The organism is Sphingobium sp. TomTYG65 (genome assembly GCF_055395525.1).
This window is the reverse complement of sequence record NZ_AP027330.1, coordinates 384,637-406,021: the sequence shown is the minus strand read 5'-3', so window position 1 is coordinate 406,021 and position 21,385 is coordinate 384,637. Positions and strand designations below refer to the sequence as shown.

Annotated in this window: 19 protein-coding genes; 9 read left to right on the top strand and 10 right to left on the bottom strand. The window is 62.6% G+C overall.

What is annotated here, in order from left to right; genetic code table 11:
- Positions 1 to 3: 3 nt before the first annotated feature.
- The 6 genes from ACZ5Y5_RS02080 to ACZ5Y5_RS02055 all read right to left on the bottom strand — a co-directional run bounded on the left by ACZ5Y5_RS02080 (position 4) and on the right by ACZ5Y5_RS02055 (position 7,469).
- Entirely contained in the window at positions 4 to 2,799 is a 2,796-nt protein-coding gene (locus tag ACZ5Y5_RS02080; RefSeq protein ID WP_464809561.1) for a 2-oxoglutarate dehydrogenase E1 component, read from the bottom strand.
- Between the two features lie 87 nt (positions 2,800 to 2,886).
- Positions 2,887 to 3,771, bottom strand: coding sequence for a succinate--CoA ligase subunit alpha (sucD, locus tag ACZ5Y5_RS02075; protein WP_066524454.1), 885 nt, complete (start codon positions 3,769 to 3,771; stop codon positions 2,887 to 2,889).
- A gap of 99 nt (positions 3,772 to 3,870) precedes the next feature.
- Positions 3,871 to 4,833: a malate dehydrogenase gene (mdh, locus tag ACZ5Y5_RS02070; RefSeq protein ID WP_464809560.1), complete on the bottom strand. Its 963-nt coding sequence runs from the start codon at positions 4,831 to 4,833 to the stop codon at positions 3,871 to 3,873.
- Positions 4,834 to 5,105: 272 nt separating this feature from the next.
- Positions 5,106 to 6,218 (bottom strand): cell division protein ZapE, encoded by a 1,113-nt coding sequence (gene zapE, locus ACZ5Y5_RS02065; RefSeq protein ID WP_464809559.1) that lies wholly within the window; start codon positions 6,216 to 6,218, stop codon positions 5,106 to 5,108.
- Entirely contained in the window at positions 6,215 to 6,676 is a 462-nt protein-coding gene (locus ACZ5Y5_RS02060) for a PaaI family thioesterase (RefSeq protein ID WP_464809558.1), read from the bottom strand. The genes zapE and ACZ5Y5_RS02060 overlap by 4 nt, the downstream gene beginning before the upstream one ends.
- Positions 6,677 to 6,680: 4 nt before the next feature.
- A complete protein-coding gene (locus tag ACZ5Y5_RS02055) occupies positions 6,681 to 7,469 on the bottom strand; it encodes a succinate dehydrogenase iron-sulfur subunit (protein ID WP_464809557.1) in 789 nt (262 codons plus the stop codon).
- Between the two features lie 135 nt (positions 7,470 to 7,604).
- Here ACZ5Y5_RS02055 and ACZ5Y5_RS02050 point away from each other — a divergent pair, with 135 nt between their 5' ends.
- The 5 genes from ACZ5Y5_RS02050 to ACZ5Y5_RS02030 all read left to right on the top strand — a co-directional run bounded on the left by ACZ5Y5_RS02050 (position 7,605) and on the right by ACZ5Y5_RS02030 (position 12,181).
- Entirely contained in the window at positions 7,605 to 8,834 is a 1,230-nt protein-coding gene (locus ACZ5Y5_RS02050) for a glycosyltransferase (protein ID WP_464809556.1), read from the top strand.
- A 64-nt stretch (positions 8,835 to 8,898) separates the two neighbouring features.
- Positions 8,899 to 9,573 carry a hypothetical protein gene (locus tag ACZ5Y5_RS02045; RefSeq protein WP_464809555.1) on the top strand — a complete coding sequence of 225 codons (675 nt, stop codon included), beginning with the start codon at positions 8,899 to 8,901 and terminating at the stop codon, positions 9,571 to 9,573.
- Between the two features lie 41 nt (positions 9,574 to 9,614).
- Positions 9,615 to 10,631 (top strand): glycosyltransferase family 2 protein, encoded by a 1,017-nt coding sequence (locus ACZ5Y5_RS02040; RefSeq protein WP_464809554.1) that lies wholly within the window; start codon positions 9,615 to 9,617, stop codon positions 10,629 to 10,631.
- 54 nt (positions 10,632 to 10,685) lie between these two features.
- Positions 10,686 to 11,756, top strand: a complete 1,071-nt coding sequence (locus tag ACZ5Y5_RS02035) for a CDP-alcohol phosphatidyltransferase family protein (protein ID WP_464809553.1) — start codon at positions 10,686 to 10,688, stop codon at positions 11,754 to 11,756.
- Positions 11,753 to 12,181 (top strand): HIT domain-containing protein, encoded by a 429-nt coding sequence (locus ACZ5Y5_RS02030; protein WP_464809552.1) that lies wholly within the window; start codon positions 11,753 to 11,755, stop codon positions 12,179 to 12,181. The genes ACZ5Y5_RS02035 and ACZ5Y5_RS02030 overlap by 4 nt, the downstream gene beginning before the upstream one ends.
- Here the strand turns inward: ACZ5Y5_RS02030 and ACZ5Y5_RS02025 are convergent.
- A complete protein-coding gene (locus ACZ5Y5_RS02025) occupies positions 12,169 to 12,933 on the bottom strand; it encodes a phosphocholine cytidylyltransferase family protein (RefSeq protein ID WP_464809551.1) in 765 nt (254 codons plus the stop codon). The genes ACZ5Y5_RS02030 and ACZ5Y5_RS02025 overlap by 13 nt on opposite strands.
- A 117-nt stretch (positions 12,934 to 13,050) precedes the next feature.
- Between ACZ5Y5_RS02025 and ACZ5Y5_RS02020 the strand changes: the two genes are divergently transcribed.
- Together ACZ5Y5_RS02020 and ACZ5Y5_RS02015 are read left to right on the top strand one after the other, a co-directional pair.
- Positions 13,051 to 14,379, top strand: a complete 1,329-nt coding sequence (locus tag ACZ5Y5_RS02020; protein ID WP_464809550.1) for a lipopolysaccharide biosynthesis protein — start codon at positions 13,051 to 13,053, stop codon at positions 14,377 to 14,379.
- 56 nt (positions 14,380 to 14,435) lie between these two features.
- The gene (locus ACZ5Y5_RS02015; RefSeq protein WP_464809549.1) at positions 14,436 to 14,795 is read left to right on the top strand and encodes a hypothetical protein; all 360 of its coding nucleotides are present in this window, start codon (positions 14,436 to 14,438) and stop codon (positions 14,793 to 14,795) included.
- Positions 14,796 to 14,972: 177 nt separating this feature from the next.
- Here ACZ5Y5_RS02015 and ACZ5Y5_RS02010 read toward each other — a convergent pair whose 3' ends face one another.
- From ACZ5Y5_RS02010 to ACZ5Y5_RS02000, 3 genes are all read right to left on the bottom strand, one after another.
- Complete coding sequence (locus ACZ5Y5_RS02010) at positions 14,973 to 15,251, bottom strand: hypothetical protein (protein WP_464809548.1); 279 nt, start codon at positions 15,249 to 15,251, stop codon at positions 14,973 to 14,975.
- 599 nt (positions 15,252 to 15,850) lie between these two features.
- On the bottom strand, positions 15,851 to 16,633 hold the full coding sequence (locus tag ACZ5Y5_RS02005; protein ID WP_464809547.1) for a nucleotidyltransferase family protein: 783 nt from the start codon (positions 16,631 to 16,633) through the stop codon (positions 15,851 to 15,853).
- Between the two features lie 39 nt (positions 16,634 to 16,672).
- Positions 16,673 to 18,214 (bottom strand): peptidoglycan DD-metalloendopeptidase family protein, encoded by a 1,542-nt coding sequence (locus tag ACZ5Y5_RS02000; RefSeq protein ID WP_464809546.1) that lies wholly within the window; start codon positions 18,212 to 18,214, stop codon positions 16,673 to 16,675.
- Between the two features lie 227 nt (positions 18,215 to 18,441).
- Between ACZ5Y5_RS02000 and ACZ5Y5_RS01995 the strand changes: the two genes are divergently transcribed.
- A complete protein-coding gene (locus tag ACZ5Y5_RS01995; RefSeq protein WP_464809545.1) occupies positions 18,442 to 21,048 on the top strand; it encodes a helicase-related protein in 2,607 nt (868 codons plus the stop codon).
- Positions 21,041 to 21,337: an RNA-binding S4 domain-containing protein gene (locus ACZ5Y5_RS01990; RefSeq protein WP_464809544.1), complete on the top strand. Its 297-nt coding sequence runs from the start codon at positions 21,041 to 21,043 to the stop codon at positions 21,335 to 21,337. Before ACZ5Y5_RS01995 ends, ACZ5Y5_RS01990 begins: the two co-directional genes overlap by 8 nt.
- The last annotated feature ends 48 nt before the right edge of the window (positions 21,338 to 21,385 follow it).

Here is a 21,385-nt window from a genome sequence, read left to right as displayed (position 1 = left end):
GTGTCAGCCTTTCTTCTGGCGGCGGATTTCTTCACGAACGCTGTGGCCCAGCGCGTCGGCGACAAGAGCGCCCTGCTCGGCGACATGGCGCTTGGCGAGGCCCGTCGCGGGCGAGGCAGCAGCCTTGCGGCCGGCGTAGCGCGCGCGCATCGGAGCCTTGCCTGCCTGCGCCAGCGCTTCCTCGACATAGGGTTCCACGAAGAACCATGCGCCATTGTTGCGCGGCTCTTCCTGGCACCAGACCACATCTTCCAGGTTGGTCATGCGCTTGATGCGCGTGGCCAGCGCTTCGGTGGCGAAAGGATAGATTTGTTCGATGCGAACAATCTGAACATCCTTGTCGCCGGCCGCGTCGCGCGCTTCAAGCAGGTCATAGAAAACCTTGCCCGAGCAAAGCACCAGGCGGCGGGTTTCCGTATCCTCCGCCCCGTTGGGATCGGACAGAATGCGTTTGAAGTGCGTATCGCCCAGAAAGTCCTCGGCCTTGCTGACCGCCAGCTTGTGACGCAGCAGCGACTTGGGCGCCATGATGATTAGCGGCTTACGGAAAGGCCGCAGCATCTGACGGCGCAGGATATGGAAATAATTCGCCGGGGTCGTGATGTTCGCGACCTGGATATTCCCTTCCGCGCAAAGCTGGAGGAAGCGCTCCAGACGGGCCGAGCTATGTTCCGGCCCCTGCCCTTCATAGCCGTGCGGCAACAGGCAGACGAGACCGTTGGAACGCAGCCATTTGGTTTCCGACGAAGCGATATACTGGTCGAACACGATCTGCGCGCCGTTGGCGAAGTCGCCGAACTGCGCCTCCCAAAGCACGAGGCTTTTGGGATCTGCCAGCGCAAAGCCATATTCGAAGCCGAGCACGCCATATTCGGAAAGCGGCGAGTCCAGCACCTCGAAACGGCCGTGCGGCACGGTGGAGAGCGGGATATACTTATTCTCGCTGTCCTGGTCGACCCAGACGGCGTGACGCTGGCTGAAGGTGCCGCGACCGGAGTCCTGACCCGACAGGCGAACGCCATAGCCCTCCGACAAAAGCGAGCCGAAGGCCAGCGCTTCGCCGGTCGCCCAGTCGAAGTTCACACCGTTCTTGAACATCTCCGCCTTCGCTTCGATCACGCGCTTCAGCGTCTTGTGGACGTTGAGCCCTTCGGGAACCGTGGTCAGCGTCTTGCCCAGGCTGTCGAACAGCTTCTGGCTGATCGCGCTTTCCACATTCTGCCGCGCGGTTTCGGCGTCGGCTGGCTTGTGCAGGCCCGACCAGCGGCCGGCGAACCAGTCGGCCTTGTTGGCCTTGTAGCTCTTCGCCGCCTCGAACTCTTCCTCTAGATGATTGACGAAGTCGCCCGTTACCTTGGTGACGAAGTCATCATCGATCACGCCTTCGGCTTTCAGGCGTGCGGCATAGACGTCGCTGACAGGCGGATGCTGGCGGATCTTCGCGTACATCTGCGGCTGGGTGAAGCTCGGCTCATCGCCTTCATTGTGGCCGAAACGGCGATAGCACCACATGTCGATCACGATGTCGCGATGGAACGTCTGACGATATTCGATGGCCAGCTTGCACGCGAAGGTCACGGCTTCGGGATCGTCGCCATTGACGTGCAGGATCGGCGCCTGAACACCCTTTGCCACGTCGCTGGGATAAGGCGAGCCACGCGAGAATTGCGGGCTGGTGGTGAAGCCGATCTGGTTGTTGACGATGAAGTGGATGCAGCCGCCGGTATTGTAGCCGGACACGCCCGAAAAGCCGAAGCATTCCCACACGATGCCCTGGCCAGCGAAGGCCGCGTCACCGTGAATCAGCACGGGCAGGACCTGCTCATGCTTTTCCAGATCGTCGCGGAAGGTCTGCTGCGCGCGCACCTTGCCCAGCACCACCGGATCGACCGTCTCAAGGTGCGACGGGTTGGGCACCAGCGACATGTGGACCTTGACGCCGTCGAACTCACGGTCGGTCGATGTGCCGAGATGATATTTGACGTCACCCGAACCGCCGACATCCTCGGGATTGGCCGTGCCGCCCGAGAATTCGTGGAAGATGACGCGGAAGCCCTTAGCCATCACATTGGCCAGCACGTTCAAGCGGCCACGATGCGCCATGCCATAGACGATCTCGCGAATACCGCTGGCGCCGCCATGTTTGATGATGGCTTCAAGAGCGGGAATCATCGATTCGCCGCCGTCCAGACCGAAGCGCTTGGTGCCGACATATTTACGGCCCAGGAACTTTTCATATTGTTCGGCGTGGATCACCTTGGCCAGGATCGCCTTCTTGCCTTCCGGCGTGAAGTGGATTTCCTTGTCCTTGCCTTCCATCCGCTCCTGGAGGAACACGCGTTCCTCGACATCGGCGATGTGCATATATTCCAGGCCGACATTGCCGCAATAATTGGCGCGCAAGATCGCCACGATCTCCCGCACGGTAGCATATTGCAGGCCCAGCGTGCCGCCGAGATAGATCTTCTTATCAGGGTCCGTCAGGCCATGATATTCCGGCGTCAGGTCGGCCGGAAGATCGCGATGGGTGAGGCCCAACGGGTCGAGATTGGCCGCAAGATGGCCGCGCACGCGATAGGTACGGATCAGCAGCTGCGCACGGATCGCATCGTCAGCAGCGCTGACCGCGTCCGCATCTGAAACCGCCTTGCCCGAAGCCTTGGCCGCAGCCTTCACCGCCACCTGCATCTGCGTGGGGTCGAGGGCGCCGGTCAGATCATCCGTATCCGTCAGCGGCCAGTTCGGGCGCGCCCAGCTCGGGCCGCGCTCAGTTTCAAAATCCTGGTTTTCGTAACCCATCTCATGCGTCCCATGCCGACCGCGTGCAGTCGCGGAGCGGGGTAACAAGCGGCCGGGGTGCAGCCCGGCCGCCTCGCCTGCTTTGATTTAGCCCTTGAGCACTTCGACCAGCGTCGAGCCCAGCTCGGACGGGCTGGCGGCAACCTTGATGCCGGCAGCTTCCATCGCCGCGATCTTGCTTTCCGCATCGCCCTTGCCACCCGACACGATCGCGCCGGCATGGCCCATGCGGCGGCCCGGAGGCGCCGTGCGGCCCGCGATGAAGCCAGCCATCGGCTTCTTGCGGCCACGCTTGGCCTCGTCGATCAGGAACTGGGCAGCCTGTTCTTCCGCGTCGCCGCCGATTTCGCCGATCATGATAATCGATTCGGTCGCGTCGTCAGCCAGGAACAGTTCCAGCACGTCGATGAAGTTGGTGCCGTTGACCGGGTCACCGCCGATGCCGACGGCCGTCGTCTGACCCAGGCCAGCGTTCGACGTCTGGAACACGGCTTCATAGGTCAGGGTGCCGGAACGCGACACGACGCCGACGGAGCCCTTCTTGAAGATGCTGCCGGGCATGATGCCAATCTTGCATTCGTCAGGCGTCAGAACGCCGGGGCAATTCGGGCCGATCAGGCGCGACTTGCTGCCGGACAAGGCGCGCTTCACGCGGACCATGTCGAGTACCGGAATACCTTCGGTGATGCAGACGATCAGCGGGATTTCCGCATCGATCGCTTCCAGGATCGAGTCGGCCGCGAACGGCGGCGGAACATAGATGACCGAAGCATCGGCGCCGGTCTTCGACTTGGCTTCCGCGACGGTATCGTACATGGGCAGGCCGATATGGCTCGTGCCGCCCTTGCCGGGCGTGACGCCTGCGACCATCTGCGTGCCATAGGCCAGCGCCTGTTCGGTGTGGAAGGTGCCGGTGGCACCGGTCATACCCTGCGTGATGACCTTGGTGTTCTTGTTCACCAGAATGGACATGTCAGTCCCTTTACATTCTGTGGACGTGGCACTTCAGGTGGAAGGCAGCATGTCCCAGGCTGCTCACTCACCTGGGACGCACTGGTGCAGCTCTTTGGCTCAGGCGAGCGAGGAATCGATGCCCTTGCAGGCTTCGAGCAGTTCCTTGACGGCATCGACCGATACCTGAAGGTTCGCCTTGGCTTCGTCGTCCAGTTCGATCTCGATAACCTGCTCGACGCCATCCTTGCCGATGATCACGGGTACGCCGACGTAAAGATTATCGACGCCATACTGGCCGGTCAGGTTCGCGGCGCAGGGCAGCAAGCGCTTCTGGTCGAACAGATAGGCTTCAGCCATAGCAATGCCGCTGGTCGCGGGTGCGTAGAAGGCCGAGCCGGTCTTGAGCAGCGCGACGATTTCGCCGCCGCCCGAACGGGTGCGCTGCACGATGGCGTCGATGCGCTCCTTGGTCGAACGGCCCTGCTTGATGAGGTCGGGGATCGGGATACCGGCGACGGTCGAATATTGAACGACCGGAACCATGGTGTCGCCATGGCCGCCGAGAACGAAGCTGTTCACTTCCTTCACCGACACCTGGAATTCTTCGGCCAGGAAGTGGCTGAAGCGCGCGGAGTCGAGAACGCCCGCCATGCCGACGACCTTGTTGTGCGGCAGGCCGGAAAATTCACGCAGCGCCCACACCATCGCGTCGAGCGGGTTGGTGATGCAGATGACGAAGGCGTTGGGGGCGTTGTTCTTGATGCCCTCACCCACGGCCTTCATGACCTTGAGGTTGATGCCGAGCAGGTCGTCGCGGCTCATGCCCGGCTTGCGGGCGACACCGGCAGTGACGATGATGACGTCTGCATCCTTGATGTCGGCATAGTCATTCGTGCCGATGATCTTCGCGTCGAAACCCTCGACCGGGCCGCACTGAGAAAGATCGAGCGCCTTGCCCTGGGGAACGCCTTCGACCACGTCGAAGAGGACGATATCGCCCAGACCCTTGAGAGCAGCGAGATGCGCGAGCGTACCACCGATATTGCCAGCGCCGATGAGCGCGATCTTCTTGCGGGCCATAAGCAATCATCCTCCAAGCACGGAAAATTGGAATTGCTGGCCCGCTTAGGCCGATATTGTTGAGGTTTCAACCTGTGAAAGGGACTAAGAGCGATTTATCTTTGCAACTCATTCGCAGTTGCATTAGAAAGCTTTGCCCCCTGCCCGCTATGCGTTCCTACCCTGGCGCTAGCCACTCCCGCAGCGGCCACCTGCCGGACGCTTCCCTTTTCTCGGGGAAGCGTCCGGGCCATTTTCCTAACATGGATGATGAACTCTTCCGCCCGCGCGGACTATTTAGGCCCGTGGCCCAGCGCCAGATAATCGTCCGACTGCATTTCCATCAAGCGGGAGACGGTGCGCTCAAATTCGAAGGCGCCATCGCCCTCCGGATATAGCCGCGCTGGTTCGGCATCCGCCGAAGCGAGCAGCTTCACCTTATATTCGTACAGCGCGTCGATCAGGGTTACGAACCGGGCGGCTTCGTTGCGTTTCTCGGGCCCCAGGACCGGAATACCCACAAGGATCACGGTATGAAACCGCCGGGCGACCGCCAGATAGTCGGGGGCGCCCCGCGCCTCGGCGCACAGCCGTTTAAAGGAGAAGACCGCAACGCCCTTAAGGCTCTTGGGCACATGCAGCGTTCGGCCGCCCTGCACCGGAATGTCCTCGCCCGGCACCTTCGCGCGATCCTCGACGGGATAGTCGGTCAGGCGGAAAAAGGCTTCGGAAAGCGCCTTCGTCGCCTCCGGCCCGTTGGGCGCGTGCCACAACTTTGCATCGCCGAGGCGGTCCAGCCGGTAATCGGTCGGACCGTTCAGCGTCATGACGTCCAGCCGATCCTTGATCAGATCGATAAAGGGCAGGAAGAGCTGACGGTTAAGGCCGTTCTTGTAGAGTTCGTCCGGTTCTCGGTTCGAAGTGGTGACGATCGTCACCCGCTTGTCGAGCAGGCCCGTGAACAGGCGCGACATGATCGCGGCGTCAGCCATGTTATTGACGACCATCTCATCGAAACAGAGCAGCCGCGCTTCTTCGGCCAGCGACTCCACGACGGGTGGGATGGGATCTCCCTTCTCCGCCTTGCGCGCTTCTGCCAGCCGCGCATGGACGTCGAGCATGAATTCATGGAAATGCGCGCGCTTCTTCCGCTGGACCTTCACCGTGTCGAAGAAGAGGTCCATCAGCATCGATTTGCCGCGCCCCACACCGCCCCACATGTAAAGCCCGCGCGGCGGTTCAGGAGCCTTCCGCAGCAGCTTCCAAAGGGTAGAACCTCGCGGCGGGGAAATTTCCAATTCCGTCTGCAGCGCACTCAGGCGACGCGCAGCGGCCTCCTGATCGGGATCGGCGCGCAATTCGCCCGCCGCGACGAGCGCGCGATAACGCTCGATCACGCTGCTCATTTGGGGACGGGGACCTTGCGCACCGTCGCGGTGGATGCGGCCACCATCCTGTCGTCCTGATGGACGGTCAGCCGCATGAAAAACATCCGGCCAGTTTCCTGCAGCACTTCCACATCGGCGCGCAACGGCTTGCCGATTTCGCCCGACCCGCAATATTGCATGGAAAGATCGACCGTCACGGCCGCAGCCTGCTCCGGCCGGCCTATCGCAGCCAGGGCGGCAAAATAAGCATGATCGGCAAAAGCCGCGAGAAAACCGCCATGCAGCGCGCCATTGCGATTGGCGTGTGATTGACGGGTTTCGAGCATCACAGTCGCACGGCGCTCTCCCTCGCCACGCGAATAGCTGGGGCCGACCGACGTGCTCAGAAAGGTCTCTGGCGCCGGATCACTCCAGCGCAGCCAGCCAGCCCAGGGGCCGTCCGCCACCCGGCTTACAGGACCAGCATTGCCGCTCACCGCATCAAAGCTGCCGTTCGACCATCATCTTCTTGGTCTCCGCGATCGCCTTCGCCGGGCTCAGGCCCTTGGGGCAGACGTTCGCGCAGTTCATGATGGTGTGGCAGCGGTAGAGACGGAACGGATCTTCCAGCTCGTCGAGGCGCTCGCCAGTATATTCGTCACGGCTATCGGCCAGCCAGCGATAGGCCTGGAGCAGGATGGCGGGACCAAGGAACTTGTCGGAGTTCCACCAATAGCTCGGGCAACTGGTCGAGCAGCAGGCGCAAAGGATGCACTCGTACAAGCCGTCGAGCTTTTCGCGGTCGGCGGGCGACTGCAGCCGCTCCTTGCCGCTGGGCGCGGGGCTGACGGTTTGCAGCCACGGCTTGATCGAGTTGTACTGGGCGTAGAAATGCGTGAAGTCGGGGACGAGGTCCTTGATCACATCCATGTGCGGCAGCGGCGTGATGCGCACTTCCTTGCCCGCGCACTCCTCGATCGAAGTGGTGCATGCGAGGCCGTTCTTGCCATTCATGTTCATGGAGCAGGAACCGCAAATGCCTTCGCGGCAGGAGCGGCGGAAGGTCAGCGTCGGATCATATTCATTCTTGATCTTCAGCAGCGCGTCCAGAACCATCGGTCCGCAATTGTCGAGATCGATCTCGAACGTGTCATAGCGCGGATTCTGACCCGAGTCGGGATCGTAGCGATAAACCTTGAAGCTCTTGACGTTGCTTGCGCCGTCAGGTGCTTTATGGGCCACGCCCTTACCGGAAATCTTGCTGTTCTTGGGCAGAGAGAATTCGGCCATGGGTTCAGATGTCCTCCGTCCGCGCCGATGATCGATCCGGGGCGCGCGACGGAAGCCCTTAGCGCCTCGTCCACCCATTTGCTACCCATCAAAGAGGCAAAAGCAAAAGACTGGCCCGCCGCCTTTTCCGCACCTATGAACAACCATCCCGGAGTTGAGCCGCATTTGCAGAATAACAATCCCATTATCGCCATAGGCAATTACGACTTCCGTCCCAGCGGCACTGTCGTCAAATCCATTGAGATCGCGGCGGCCTGCGCGGAGGCTGGTCTGCCGGTCGAACTATGGGTGGTGCGGGACGAAGGCGCGCTGCGTGCACGCGTACCATTGGGCGTGCCGGTTTTCGCTGCAGGGTCGGCGATACGCCTGCGCGACCGGGGCCTTGATTTGGCGCTCAACGTCCCTGCCCTTGCCGCCGCCTTGCGCCGCCGGCGTCCTGCGCTGTTCCTGAGCGGGGGCAATCATCTCCATCTTGCTGTGCGGGTCGCTTTGGCACTGAGCGGCCGGAAGCGATCAATCCAATTCGGCGCGCGGGCAAGCAACTCGGCGCATCATGGCAAGGCCAGCCGATGGCAATCGCTGACCGGCGCATGGAGTAACCGCCTCAAATTCGGCGGCGCTGACTTTGTCGTCGCCGTTTCGCATGCCCTGGCCGCAGAAATCCAGACCGCGCTGCCCAAAAAGAATGTGGGAGTCGTCGCAAACGGCGTTGATCTGGCGAAAGTCGATCGGCTGGCGACCGCCCCTTTTGATCATCCGTTCCTGGATCAACGCGACGGCGCGCCCGTCCTGGTCACCATGGGCAGGATAGTGCGGCAGAAGGGCTTTGACCTCCTTGTCTCGGCCCTCGCCCAACTGCGGGATGAGGGCGCGCGGCTGATGATCATTGGGGATGGTAGTGCCGATCAGGTGGCAGCGCTCAAGAGCCTGGCCAAAGAAAAAGGGGTTGCCGACCAGCTTGCCCTGCTCGGTTATCAGGACAACCCCTTCGCCATCCTCTCGCGCGCCGATCTCTTTGTCAGCGCGTCACGGTGGGAGGGCGCCAGCAACGCGCTAATTGAAGCGCTTGCTTGCGGATTACCGATCGTCGCCACCGATTGTCCCACCGGCAATCGCGAAGTTGTTGAGGCGGGGCCATACGGGACGCTCGCGCCTATCGAGGATGCCGAAGGCCTGGCCCGTGCCATCCGAACAGAGCTGACTCATCATCGATCACGCGAGGCGCAAAGCGCGGGCGCTCGCCGATGGTCGCTCGACCGGTGCATGAAAGATTGGGTAGCTCTATTGCGGGAGAGGTTCGAAGGCCGCGGTGCAAATGACGGGGCTGGGGACAAGGCGCAAAGTCGTCCGGGCGAATTATTTTGACGCCCATGGCGGAAGATTTCTAAAGGAGCGCGCCTTTGCGGGCTTCTCAAGCACGAGTATGTCTATGTCACGCCCACTTTCATGGTCCCTCACCTTCTCCAAGCGGATGCTGCGCGAGGTGCTGCTTCAGAACATGGTCCATGATGCTGTGGCGAAACTCGATCTACCGGTCCCGCCACTCTATCCCACGGGGGCAGGCGCGAATTACGGCCTGTTCTACCTGATCCTGCGCATCGTCACCGAAAATCCGGTCGCGCGCGTGCTGGACGTCGGCGCAGGCCAGTCCACTTTGCTTTTGAACGCCCTGGCCAAGAAATTGCCGGTTGACGTAGTGACGTTGGAAACCGACAGCGACTGGGCGAACCGGATTGGGCAAAGGGTGGACCATAAGGTCATGCACAGCCCCCTCGTCCCGAAATCCATTCACGGCGTCGATGTTCAGGGCTATGCGGACCTTTCCGGGATCGGAGGCAAATTCGACCTCATTCTGATCGACGCCCCGATCGGGACGAAGCGGCATTCCCGTTGGGCCGGGCTTGAACTGATAGACAGCTTTCGCGAGCAGGACTGCATCGTCATCTTCGATGATGCCGAACGTCGCGGGGAAAGAGACACCATCAACCGCTTCTGCGCTTTGCACGAGGATTTGAAGGGCCGCTATTTCCGCCCAGCCGCCGCTCAGCAGTTTGTCGCTTGTTCCCCGAGATTTTCACACATCATGTACTATAGGTGGAGTTGATCTCCCGCAACGGAGCCGCCCATTGGAAAAGCAAGGTTGAGATGCCCCATTTGCCCAAAGTGACCGTGTTCATGCCGGTCTATAATCGCGCGGCCTTTGTGGCAAATGCGATTGAATCGGTGCTGGCCCAGAATTTCGATGATTTTGAGCTTCTGATCATTGACGATGGATCGACCGACGACAGTATGGCTGTGGTCGGCCGTTATCAGGACCCACGGATTAAGGTGGAACATAACGACCGGAATCGGGGCATCCCTTTCACGCGCAATCGAGGCCTGGATCTTGCCCGGGGCGAATATATTGCTCTTCTGGACAGCGACGACCGGATGGCGCCCCGCAGACTGGAAAGACAGGTCGCCTACCTCGATCGCAACCCGCAGATCGCTACTCTGGGCGGGTGGGTTACCAAGGTGAACGGCAAGGACCGGGCAGTGCGGAACCTCATCAAGCCTCTTCATCCGGACGAATTGAAAGCCTGGCTTCTATTCCGCTGCTGCCACGCCAACACATCGCTCATGGCCCGTACGGCTGCGCTCCGCAACTTGCGTTACGATGAGGAGTTTGCCGTTTCGTCGGATTTCGAATTATCGGTGCGACTTTCGGAAAAATATCAGGCAGCGAATATGCCACGCAGGCTTACGCTTATGCGCGAGCATGGCGGCCGGATTACCAATTCCAGCGGAACCAAGGTGCAGACAGCCAAGGTCCGTATCGCCGAACGCCAGCTGACCGCGCTAGGAGTCTCCTTCGACGAGGAAGATCTCGCCCGGCATTGCCGGCTGATGAGGATGAAGGGCAAGGAGTGGCGCGAACATCCGACTTTCCTCGACTGGGCCGAAGGCTGGCTTGAGCGCTTGCAGCAGGCGAATGCGCGGGCGGGGATTTATTCACAGCGGGCGCTGGCAAGCGTTTTCGGGCAGGTCTGGTTCTATTCCTGTTTGCATGCGTCCGGGACGATCGGGCGCCGCAAGGCTCTTTCGCGCTTCGCCCGATCACCTTTGCGCAAGGGCGTTGGTGCGTCGTTGATCGACAATCTGGCTTTCGCCCTCAAGGGTTAGGCCCACTCCTTTCGACCTCCAAGTCGCGACCAACAGGGACTGCAAACCGCTATAATGAACCAGAATATCGTCTTCTCCGGCAACCCTGACGGCATCATCTGGGGCATGACCGCGGCCGAGCGGACCCGTCGCCTTATCGCGCAGGAGACCGCGAAGCAGCCTCTCGCCGCAGGGTACGAACTGCATGTGAACCTCAGCTACGTGTTCGATCCATTGCTGTTGCGGCTGGTCCTGGAGACGCCTGGAACCATATTCATGTGGGGAAGTGCCCTGATAGTCGGGCAGGTCGCTTCAGGAGATAATCAGCAGACATCAGGAGAGGTCATCGACCTCGCGGACGGCCGCAAACTCTACAATAGGCAGCTCCGCAAGCTCGAGCAGCCCTTTGTTCGCGAACTCACCCCAGCCACCCGCCGGGAGATTGAGCGGCGCAGCTACTTCGGCGCTTATAAGGGCGTGACGGACCTACTGACCAAATATCTCTGGCCCGAACTCGCGCTCTGGCTGACGCGGATCGCCGCGTCGCTGCACATGACGCCCAACATGGTGACGACGATCGGCGCAACCTTGTGCCTGGTGGCGACCTATCTCTTCGCGCAGGGGATGTATTGGACCGGGATGCTAGCAGCCCTGATCTTCATGGTGCTGGATACGGTCGATGGGAAGTTGGCGCGATGCACCATCACCTCGTCGAAATGGGGCGATATTGCCGATCATGGCGTTGACCTCATACACCCTCCCTTCTGGTGGTATTTCTGGGGCGTCGGACTGTCGGCTTGGGGTCTTGCATTGCCAAACCAGACATTCGCGCTGGTCATGGTGGCGGTGATTGCCGGTTATGTTCTGCAGCGTCTGATCGAAGGGATGTTCATCAAGGATTTCGGGATGGACATTCATGTCTGGGGCCGGTTCGACAGCTGGTTCCGGCTGGTCACCGCGAGGCGCAATCCCAATATAGTGATCCTGTTCGTCGCGCTGCTTGCCGGGCGGCCGGACCTTGGGCTGATCGCGTTGGCGTGGTGGACGGTGATTTCGCTGATTGTTCATGCGGTGCGGCTGGTCCAGGCTTATGCTGAAAAGCGCGCGGGGCGGCCGATCGTCAGTTGGATGGAGGCGAAGGCATGAATGAAACCATTAAAAGATTTGGTTTTCCAGGCACGCTGATAGCCGAGTTCGATCATTGGGTCGTATTGCTGCGGCCCGCGCAGCCGACGCTGGGGTCGCTGGTGTTGGCGGCCAAGTCTGACGCTACGGCTTTCGGGAATCTCGAGGCGGCGGCACATGCCGAGTTGGCCAAGGTGACCAAGGCAATCGAGGCGGCGCTTTCAGGAGCGGTTGGTTATGAGAAGATCAACTATCTGATGCTGATGATGGTCGATCCGCATGTCCACTTCCATGTCCTGCCCCGTTATGAGGGCAGCAGGGAGCATGGCGACATTGCGATAGGCGACGCGGGCTGGCCGGGTCAGCCCGACCTTGGCCAGGCGGTCAAGCTGAACGAGGCGCAGATCGCCGCGCTGACCGGCTGGCTCAAACCCTATTTCGCGTAGCGCCCTTCGGCCAGCCAGCGGGCGGTAAGGGCGTCGGCGGCATCGACATCCTGCGGGAAGTCGACTTCCTGCCAGTCCATGCCCTGGATCGAGACGGTGCCGACGCGGTTGCCCTTTGCGATCAGGTCGATGGCGCGGAGATACCAGCGCTCGACCCCCTCGGGCGTTCGCATCATCTGATCGATCTGGCTGCGGAAGATGGCGGGCCCCTCCCCCCGGAAGGCGAGCATGCCGATGGATTCGGCGTTGGTGTCGGGGGGCAGCAGGCGCTTGCCGATGGCGTGCAGGCGGCCGCTCGCGTCGCGGTTCACCTTCATGTCATCGTCATCATAGTCGGACTTCACATCGACGGTGACGGTGATCGCATCCTGCGCCCCGGCGATGAGCGCGGCGACGATATCGTCCGAAACGATCGTGTCGCCGTTGAGGATGATGAAGTCGCGATCCATCTCCTCCCGCGCGATCCAGCAGGTGCCGAGATTGTCGGCGACCTGGAAGAAGGGATTGAACAGCGTCCGGATGCGCGCGCCGGTTTCGCGGTAGAGCTGCAACGCATGATCTTCGACCCGCTCGGTGCGGAAGCCGGTTACGACGACGATATCGGTCACCCCATTGGCGACCAAGGCCGCGACCTGCCAGCTGATGAGGGTGCGGCCGTTGAAGTCGATCATGCATTTGGGCACGTCGCGGGTCAGCGGCAACAGGCGGGACCCCTGCCCGGCGGAAAGGATGATGGCTTTGCTGATGCTCATGGGCTGCGCCTTAATGCCTTTGTTCCGGCTAGGGAAGCCGAGGAGATAATTGCCCTGCGCCCCGCACATCCCTAGATAGCGCCGCAGCAGGCGGCGAGCGAAAGGCGCGGAAGAATAGTGGACAGCAAGGACGGATCGAGCGGGGCCAAGGAAGGCTTTGCGCGAATCCTGGCAAATACCGGCTGGCTGCTGGGCGGCAAGGGCGTGGGCGCGGTGCTCAGCCTGGCCTATCTGGCGATCGTCACGCGGACGCTGGGGGTGACCGATTTCGGCCGCTTCGCCCTGATTTTGAGCGCGGCTACGATCGTCAAGACGCTGGTGAGCTTCGAAAGCTGGCAGATCGTCGTGCGGTACGGCCAGCCCCATTTGATGAGCGCAAATCATGATGCGCTGAACCGGGTGCTGCGCTTCTGCATCCTGATCGATCTTGCGTCTGCGGCAGCGGGCGGCGTGATCGCCGCGATCATCCTGTTGGCATTTGGCCCCATGATGGAGTTGTCCCCGGCCATGGCGTGGCAGACATGGCTGTTCTGCATGGTGATGATGATCACGATCCGGTCATCCCCCACCGGTGTGCTGCGCCTGTTCGATCGATTTGATTCTGCCGCGGCGGCGGAGACGATGGTGCCGATCGGCCGCATGATCGGCGCGGCGATCGCCTGGGCGGTGATGCCGAACATCACTGGCTATCTGATCGCCTGGGCGGTAGCGGAATTGCTGTGCGCGGCGGCTTATTGGAGCCTCGCTTTGCGTGTTGGTGGCGAGAAGCTGGGCAGCTGGCGCGCGGGCCGGGCGATGGAGGCGCGGCTGGAGAATCCCGGCATTATCACCTTCCTGACCGCGACGAATATCCAGACCACGCTGGTATCGACGGGGCAGCAACTCGCCGTGCTGGTGGTTGGGCTGTTCGCGGGACCGGCGGGCGCGGGCCTGTACCGCCTGGCGAATCAGCTTGCGCAGTCGCTGACCAAAATTTCCGGCCTGCTGTCCCGCAGTATTTTCGTGGAATTGAGCCGGACTCATTCGAGCCACGGCACGGACGAACTGCGGACGCTGTTCCGGCGGACCAACCGGTTGGCCTATGTCGCGGGGGCGGTGATCATCGCCCTGATCGTGACGGTCGGTTACCCATTGCTGGGGTTGATCGCGGGCAAGCCGTTCCTGCCGGCCTATCCGCTGCTGGTGCTGTTGGGTATCGCGGCCTGCATCGATCTGCTGGGCGTCAGCTACCGGCCGTTGCTGATGGCGACGGACAGGGCCGCGCTGTCCTTGCGGATCACGCTGATCACCACGCTGCTGCTGCTGGCGTTGCAGGCGCTGCTGTTGTCGATCCACGGGACGATCGGCGCCGCGAGCGCAAATGTGGTCGCATCGGCGGTGGGATTTGTGATGATGGGGCTGGCCAGCCGGAAAGCGGTAAAGCGGGGAGCCCGGGGCGAAGCCTAGCGCGGCCCATTGACTATGCTCCCATATCGGCGACCTTCTCTTTGGGGAGAAGCGATATGGACGAATCGAACGTCTGGAGCATGGACAGGCTGGCGGCGGCGAACCTGCTGGCAGACCTGCGGCTGGAACCCAGCGACGCCAATCTGGAGCGCGTGGAGCGGCATTTCGCGCAACACCGGCTAACCGCGATGGAATGGGCGGCGAAGCGGGTGCAGTCGAGCATCATCGCGCGCGTCGAAGAAGCCTCTGCGCGATATTTCCCGCATCACGGCGAGGAATGGGCGGCGGGCTTTTGCTGCGCCGAACAGCAGATCGCTACGGTGGGCAGCGCCGAGATGCTGCAGATCGACACCGGCAAGGCGGCGAGCAAGGGGCAGATATTGCGACGGATGATGCGTCAGGCGCGCGAGGTTTAGGTTAGGGGATGGGCGCGCGGGCGGCTAGGGAGTTGCCCAGCAGCGTGTGATCAGTTTTTGCCGTTCATGCAATAACGGAACCGTAAAAAGCGGTCATCACTAGCTTGTGGAATTCTCTGCTACACTGAGGCCGCTTCGGTGCCACCGGCTTTAATGCCACCGCGTGCCTTCGATCGCTTAATTGAAGAACTTCTGCGCCTCCTCTGAGGCGATCTCCATCGCATCAAGGCATTCTTTTGCAGCGCGAAGGGCGGAGTATGGCTCACCAAGTATAACGCAGATTGGAGGGTCGTAGGTGACGCCGCGATTTTTCACCTGATTTAGCTTAAGGTGCGCTTCTGTGACGCGAACCTTAAGTGGGCCGCCGTCCTGTGAACCCGACAAATGGGTGATGACGCCGTTCTCAACTATCAGTCGTTCAATGTGGATGTCCGCCACCGACTCCAATCCCAACACTGCCGGGCCGTGCCTCTGCAATCCGTTCTAGCCCATGCTCATCCGCGTGGCGCGCCTGATGGAGATACTGAAACAATGGATCTGACTTACGGCTACCTTTAAGCGTAACGAACCAAGCCGCCGAAGGTCCACGTTCCAGTGCCTGCTGCATCCGGGTGAACCATCGTTGATGCTCGACTAGAAACTCTGACCATCGCCTGGCTGCGATACCGAAGTCTGGAGCGTCAGCAAGTGCGGCAAATTTCTCCTTGCAGGCGTTCCGATGTTCTTCAGCCCGCTTGAAATGTCGAATATCCATTACCTTGAAATGTCAGACCGAACGGAATTGGTAAAGATATCGACACGACGTCCTGATAGTAGATAATTGCCCAAGCCGCGACTTGTCCAAGCACCCGAAATGTATCGGAGCATCAGTCAAAGGCAGTTTACGTTTCAATCTCTCAGAAACCAGAGTGTCCGCAAACCACCCTCCCCGTCATCCCAGCAAAAGCTGGGATGACGTAGGGCGAGAAAGCATTGAGGACAGAGATGCCAGCTTCCGCTGGCAGGACGGAGGAGTGGCTGCAGCCCCTTTTTCACCCCCGACATGAAGCGCATCCTCATCGCCGGTCGCGCAAAATTTCTTCGATCAGCGTCACATCCTCGACCTTGTCCGCGTCGATACAGGCTTCGGCCTTTTTCATCGCGACCAGCCTTGCGTTCAGGCCGAAGCGGCGGCCGATGCGGGTTATGCCGCTGCGCAGGCCGAGCAGCCGGAGCAGCGCACCGATGAGGACAAGCGGGCCGAAGGCGGCGAGGATTTTCCAGCCCTTTTTCCGATCCTGCTCGACCTCCTGCCAGAGTGCGATGACGGGCCGCGCCTTGACGCTGCCGAACCAGAAGAGGTTGGCGCCCGACCACCAGCCGTCGCGGAACTTGAGCCAGGTTCGGCGGGATGAGGGGTAGCGGGCGAGCAGCGTTGCGCGTTCGACCATGGCGACGGCAATGTCTGCACCCTGCCCTTCCGCCACGAACTGGTCGAGCATGGCTGCGTCGAGCAGCACGTGATCCGCTGTGGTGACGAGCAGCGGGAATGGCAGGTCCGGTCGGTCGAGCAGCCCTAGCAACGTTGAGGCGATGCCGCTGTTGCTGGCTTCGAAACGAACCTGTGGGTGGTCGCCTAGCCAGGCTGTGGAGGGGTTTGCCGTGTAAAGCTCCGGCGTTTGCGTGAGGATGACGAGCTGCGCGATCGCGGGATGGGCGAGCAATGCGCGGGCGGGATAGTTGATCATCGGATCGCCTGCGACGGGCGCGAGCGGCTTGACGGGGACGCCCGCCGCCTGCGCCAGCGGATCGGAACCGGGGCGCGATCCGGCGAGCAACAGAGCGGTGATTTTCGTCATGAGCGCGGGTTAGCGAAGCGGCCGCGCGAGAGGAAGCGGCTAATTGACGGCCTGAGCCGGAGCGGAGGGCGCGGTGCTGGCCTGCGCGACCTTCATCGGGAGCCCGGTGCGAAGGCTCTTCAATTGACGCAGTCGTTCACGGAAGGCGGCGAGTTCACGGCCGGCGAGTTGCGCGGTGGTGGTGAACTTGACCGACAGCGGGTTGATCGTCTGACCGCCGCGATACAGTTCATAGTGAAGATGAGGGCCGGTCGACAGGCCGCTTGAACCCACATAGCCGATCACTTGGCCCTGGCGGACGCGCTGGCCATAGCGGGCGGCGATGCGGCTCATATGCGCATAGCCGGTGGCAAGGCCGCTGCCATGTTCCAGCCGGACATAATTGCCATGGCCGCCATGCCGCCCGGCATAGGATACGACGCCGTCGGTCGCCGCATAGATGGGCGAGCCGTAAGCAGCGGCGAAGTCGATGCCAGCGTGCATGCGCGTATAGCCGAGGATCGGGTGGCGGCGCATGCCGAAGCCGGAGGACATGCGGCCCTGAACCGGGGCGGAGAGGACGCCGCGCCGCTCGCCGACGCCCGATGCTTCGAACCACTGGCTGCGGCCGTCGCTGGTCCATTTCAGCATGTCGATGCCGCGGCCGCTGGGCCGATGCAGACCCGCGAAGAGCAGGTCGCCCACTTCCACATCGCCGGTTTCCGCGCGGCGATATTCGGTGATGATGTCGTAGCGGTCCCCGGTGTGCACCGAGCCAAGATCCACCTGCTGGGCGATGACGCGCAGGAAGCTCTGGATCGCCTTGGGCGGAGCGCCTGCCGCGCGGGCCGATTGATAGATGCTGTCGCCGATCACGCCCTGAATACGGAGCGGTGTGTCGTCCACGCGGATCGCGGTGCGCTTCACCTGAAGGACGCCGCCGACGCGGTTGATTTCCAGCCTCAGGTCGAGCCGGGCGCGGAAGGCCAGGTGGTCGAGCGGCCGGGGCATGTCGCGGCTGGCGCGGCGGCCGAGGATGATGTCGAGCGGGGTGCCCGGCTTCATCCCCTTGCCGATGTCGCCGCTGGCGAGGCTCATGACCTGGGCGACGTCATTGTTGCTCACCCCTGCGCGGGACAAAGCGCGGCCGAGCGAATCGCTGCCGCCAATCTGTGCGCGCAGTTCGATCTGCGGGCGTTCGGGCGTTTCGCGCAGGGGCTGCACGGCGTCGGTGGGGCCCATGCGGCGGCCGCTGTCTGCGCCCATGGCGAGCGGCGTGATCATCTGGCTGCGCACTTCATCGAACTGCGGCTGGGCGAGCAGCGGTTGGGGTTCTCCCGGCAGGGGATGAAAGCCGGGGGAGAGATAAAGGGCGGCGGCGCAAAGGCCGAAGCAGGTGGCAAGGCCGCGGAACCAGGTGCGGCTGCCGACGCGCTGGCCAAGATCCGGCACCAGCTCGACATCTTCGGCCCAGTCGCGCAGGCGGGTGCGCCAGTCGCGCGCTTCGGCGGGCGCAGCGGCGCCCCTGCCGATGGCATCCGTCAGCCAGAGGGATGCGGACGCGCCCCCCTGTTGAGGACTGAACTGGCTACCATGAAACACGCTAAAAGGCCCCCCGAGGGCAAAAATACGCCCGGCCCCCGCCGCGCGTTCGTGGGCATTGTTGTGAACGCATAGGGTTAAAGTCAAATAAAGACGGATTTTTTAACCTTGAATGCGCGACGAAACGTGCCGTTCAGCCGTTAAGCAACTGAAGATTGCGTGATGAAGGAGATTCCGGCCCACTTCCCCTTGCCCTCGCCGCGTCCATCCCCGACATAGAGAGGATCATGGCCCAGTTCGCCCGTTCGCCCGTCACCGCCGTGCTGGGTCCCACCAATACCGGCAAGACGCATCTGGCCGTCGAGCGCATGTGCGGCCATTCGAGCGGCATGATGGGCTTTCCCCTGCGATTGCTGGCCCGCGAAGTCTATGACCGGGTGGTCGCGATCAAGGGGCCGGGGCAAGTCGCGCTGATCACCGGGGAAGAGAAGATCGTGCCGCCGGGCGCGCTCTATTATCTCTGCACCGCCGAATCGATGCCGGTGGACGGCGACTATGCCTTCGTCGCGCTGGACGAGGCGCAGCTGGGGTCCGATCCGGAACGCGGCCATGTCTTCACCGACCGCATGCTGCGGGCGCGCGGGCGCGAGGAGACGATGATCCTGGGGTCGGCGAGCATCGGCCGGGTCGTCAAGGCGCTGGTGCCCGAAGCGGAGATCATCAGCCGGCCGCGCTTTTCCACCCTGTCCTATGCGGGCGCCAAGAAGCTGTCGCGCCTGCCCAAGCGGTCCGCAATCGTCGCCTTCTCAGCCGAGGAGGTTTACGCCGTGGCGGAGATGCTGCGGCGTTTCCGGGGTGGCGCGGCGGTGGTGATGGGCGCGCTGTCCCCCCGCACCCGCAACGCGCAGGTGCAGATGTTCCTGAATGGCGAAGTGGATTATCTGGTCGCGACCGACGCGATCGGCATGGGGCTCAATCTGGACGTCGCGCATGTCGCCTTTGCCTCGCTGCGCAAATTCGACGGCAGAAGGACGCGGCGGCTGACGGCGTCGGAAATGGCGCAGATCGCAGGGCGAGCGGGGCGGCACCACAAGGACGGCACGTTCGGCAGCCTGGGCCATGAGGATGGCGACGCGGCCTTCACACCCGAAGAGATCGAGGCGATCGAGGCGCATCGCTTTCCGCCCGTCGATCAGCTTTTCTGGCGCGAAGGGCAGCCGCGCATGGACAGCGTCAACCGGCTGATCCTGGAACTGGAAACGCGGCCCGACCGCGACGAACTGCGTGCGGCGCCGGAAGCAGTGGACCTGGCGGTGCTGAAGCGGCTGGCCGACGATCCGCTGGTGATCGATCGGGTGAAGGGCAAGAAGCAGGTCGAGCGGCTATGGGCTGCATGCGGCCTGCCCGACTTTCAGAAGCTGGGCGCGGAGCATCATGCCCGCACGGTAAACCGCATCTGGCGGTTCCTGTCCGAAGGCCAGGGGCACATTCCGCGCGACTGGTTCGCCCAGCAACTGGCGCGACTCGATTCGGTACAGGGCGATATCGACACGCTGTCCGCGCGGATCGCGGCGGCGCGCACATGGTCTTACATCGCCCATCGCGCCGACTGGCTGGCCCATCCGGCGGAGATGGCGGAGCGGACACGGGCGCTGGAGGAAAGGCTGTCCGATGCGCTGCATGCCGCGCTGACGCAGCGTTTCGTGGATCGCCGGACCGCCGTTCTGCTGCGCGACATGGGGCAGGATGCGAGCAATCTGCCCGTCGATGTGGAGCAGGACGGGACGGTCTGCGTCGATGGCGAGACTATCGGGCGACTTGACGGATTTCGTTTCTCGGTCGATCCGGCTACGCGGCATCAGGATAGAAAGATGCTGCTGGCGGCGGCGGAACGCCGCCTTGGAAGGATATTGCGAGTGAAGGCTGACGAATTGCTGGGCGCGCCAGACACCGATTTCGCGCTCATGGACGAGGCGGGACAGGCGCCGGGAATCAGCTGGCGGGGCAATGCCGTGGCAGCGTTGCTTGCGGGGCCGTCGCTGCTGACGCCTGAGATCCGTCTGGATCGCGGCCTGCTGGCGCTGGGCCAGGATGTGCAGAAGCAGGTTATCGGCCGCCTGGCGACCTGGATCGAGGCGCAAAAGGAAAAGCATCTGCTGCCGCTCACCAAGATGGTGGCCAGCTCGGCCGATCCGGAAGTTCCCGCCGTCGTGCGCGCTGTCTTTGCGCAGTTGGCCGATGCAGGGGGCGTGATCGCTCGGACGGAGCTTGATTCGGCGCTCGGCCATCTGGACAAGGACCAGCGCCACCTGCTGCGGCGCGCGGGCATCGATATCGGCGTGCTCGACATCTACCATCCGGGCCTGCTGAAGCCCGGCGCTGCCCGCTGGCGGGCGGCGCTGCTGGCGGCGCGGATCGCAAAGCCTTGCCTGCCCCTGCCCCAACCCGGCCTTACGCTGATTCCCGCCGGCGAAAAGCCTGAACAGATGGGCGCGCGCATCGCTGGTTTCCGTGGCTTTGGCGAGCAGATGCTGCGCATCGATATGGCAGAGCGCATGGCGCGCACGGCGCATGAAGCGATTGCGAAGGGGGAAGCTTTCACCGCGCAGAGCCCGCAGATCGTGTCGCTGGGCCTTGGTGAAGCCTCTTTCCTGCAACTGATGCGTCTTGCTGGCTTCCGACCTGTCGAAGCGCCAGCCGAGGGCGGCGCAAACTGGGCTTTCCGGGGACGGCAGAAGCCGCGGACGGATCAGCAGCAGGCACGCGGCCATACGCGGCGCGGGACGCCTGCTCGTGGCGCGCCGTCCCGATCCGGTTCGGCCGCTCCTGCGACGGCGCCAGCGAGCAATCACGCATTTGCCGGCCTTGCCGAGCTGCTCGGCCGCAATGGCTGACGCCGCGCCTGCCGGCGTTCACGGGCCGAGCCTGCGCATCGACAAATTCCTGTGGTTCGCCCGACTGGCCAAGAGCCGGTCGGTGGCGCAGAAAATGGCTGAGGACGGGCACATCCGGCTGAACGGCCGCCGCATCGAGCGGGCCCATTCGCCGGTCCGCGCGGGCGATCTCATCACCTTCCCCCATCCGAGCGGCGTGCGCGTGGTGCGCGTCGTGCAGCTTCCTGGCCGCCGGGGTCCTGCGCCCGAAGCGCAGACCTGCTACGAAGAACTGAAGCTAGGCAATTAGCGCCGCAAAAATATCCTCATTGACCTTCGCGTCCGCCGGGCATAGCAG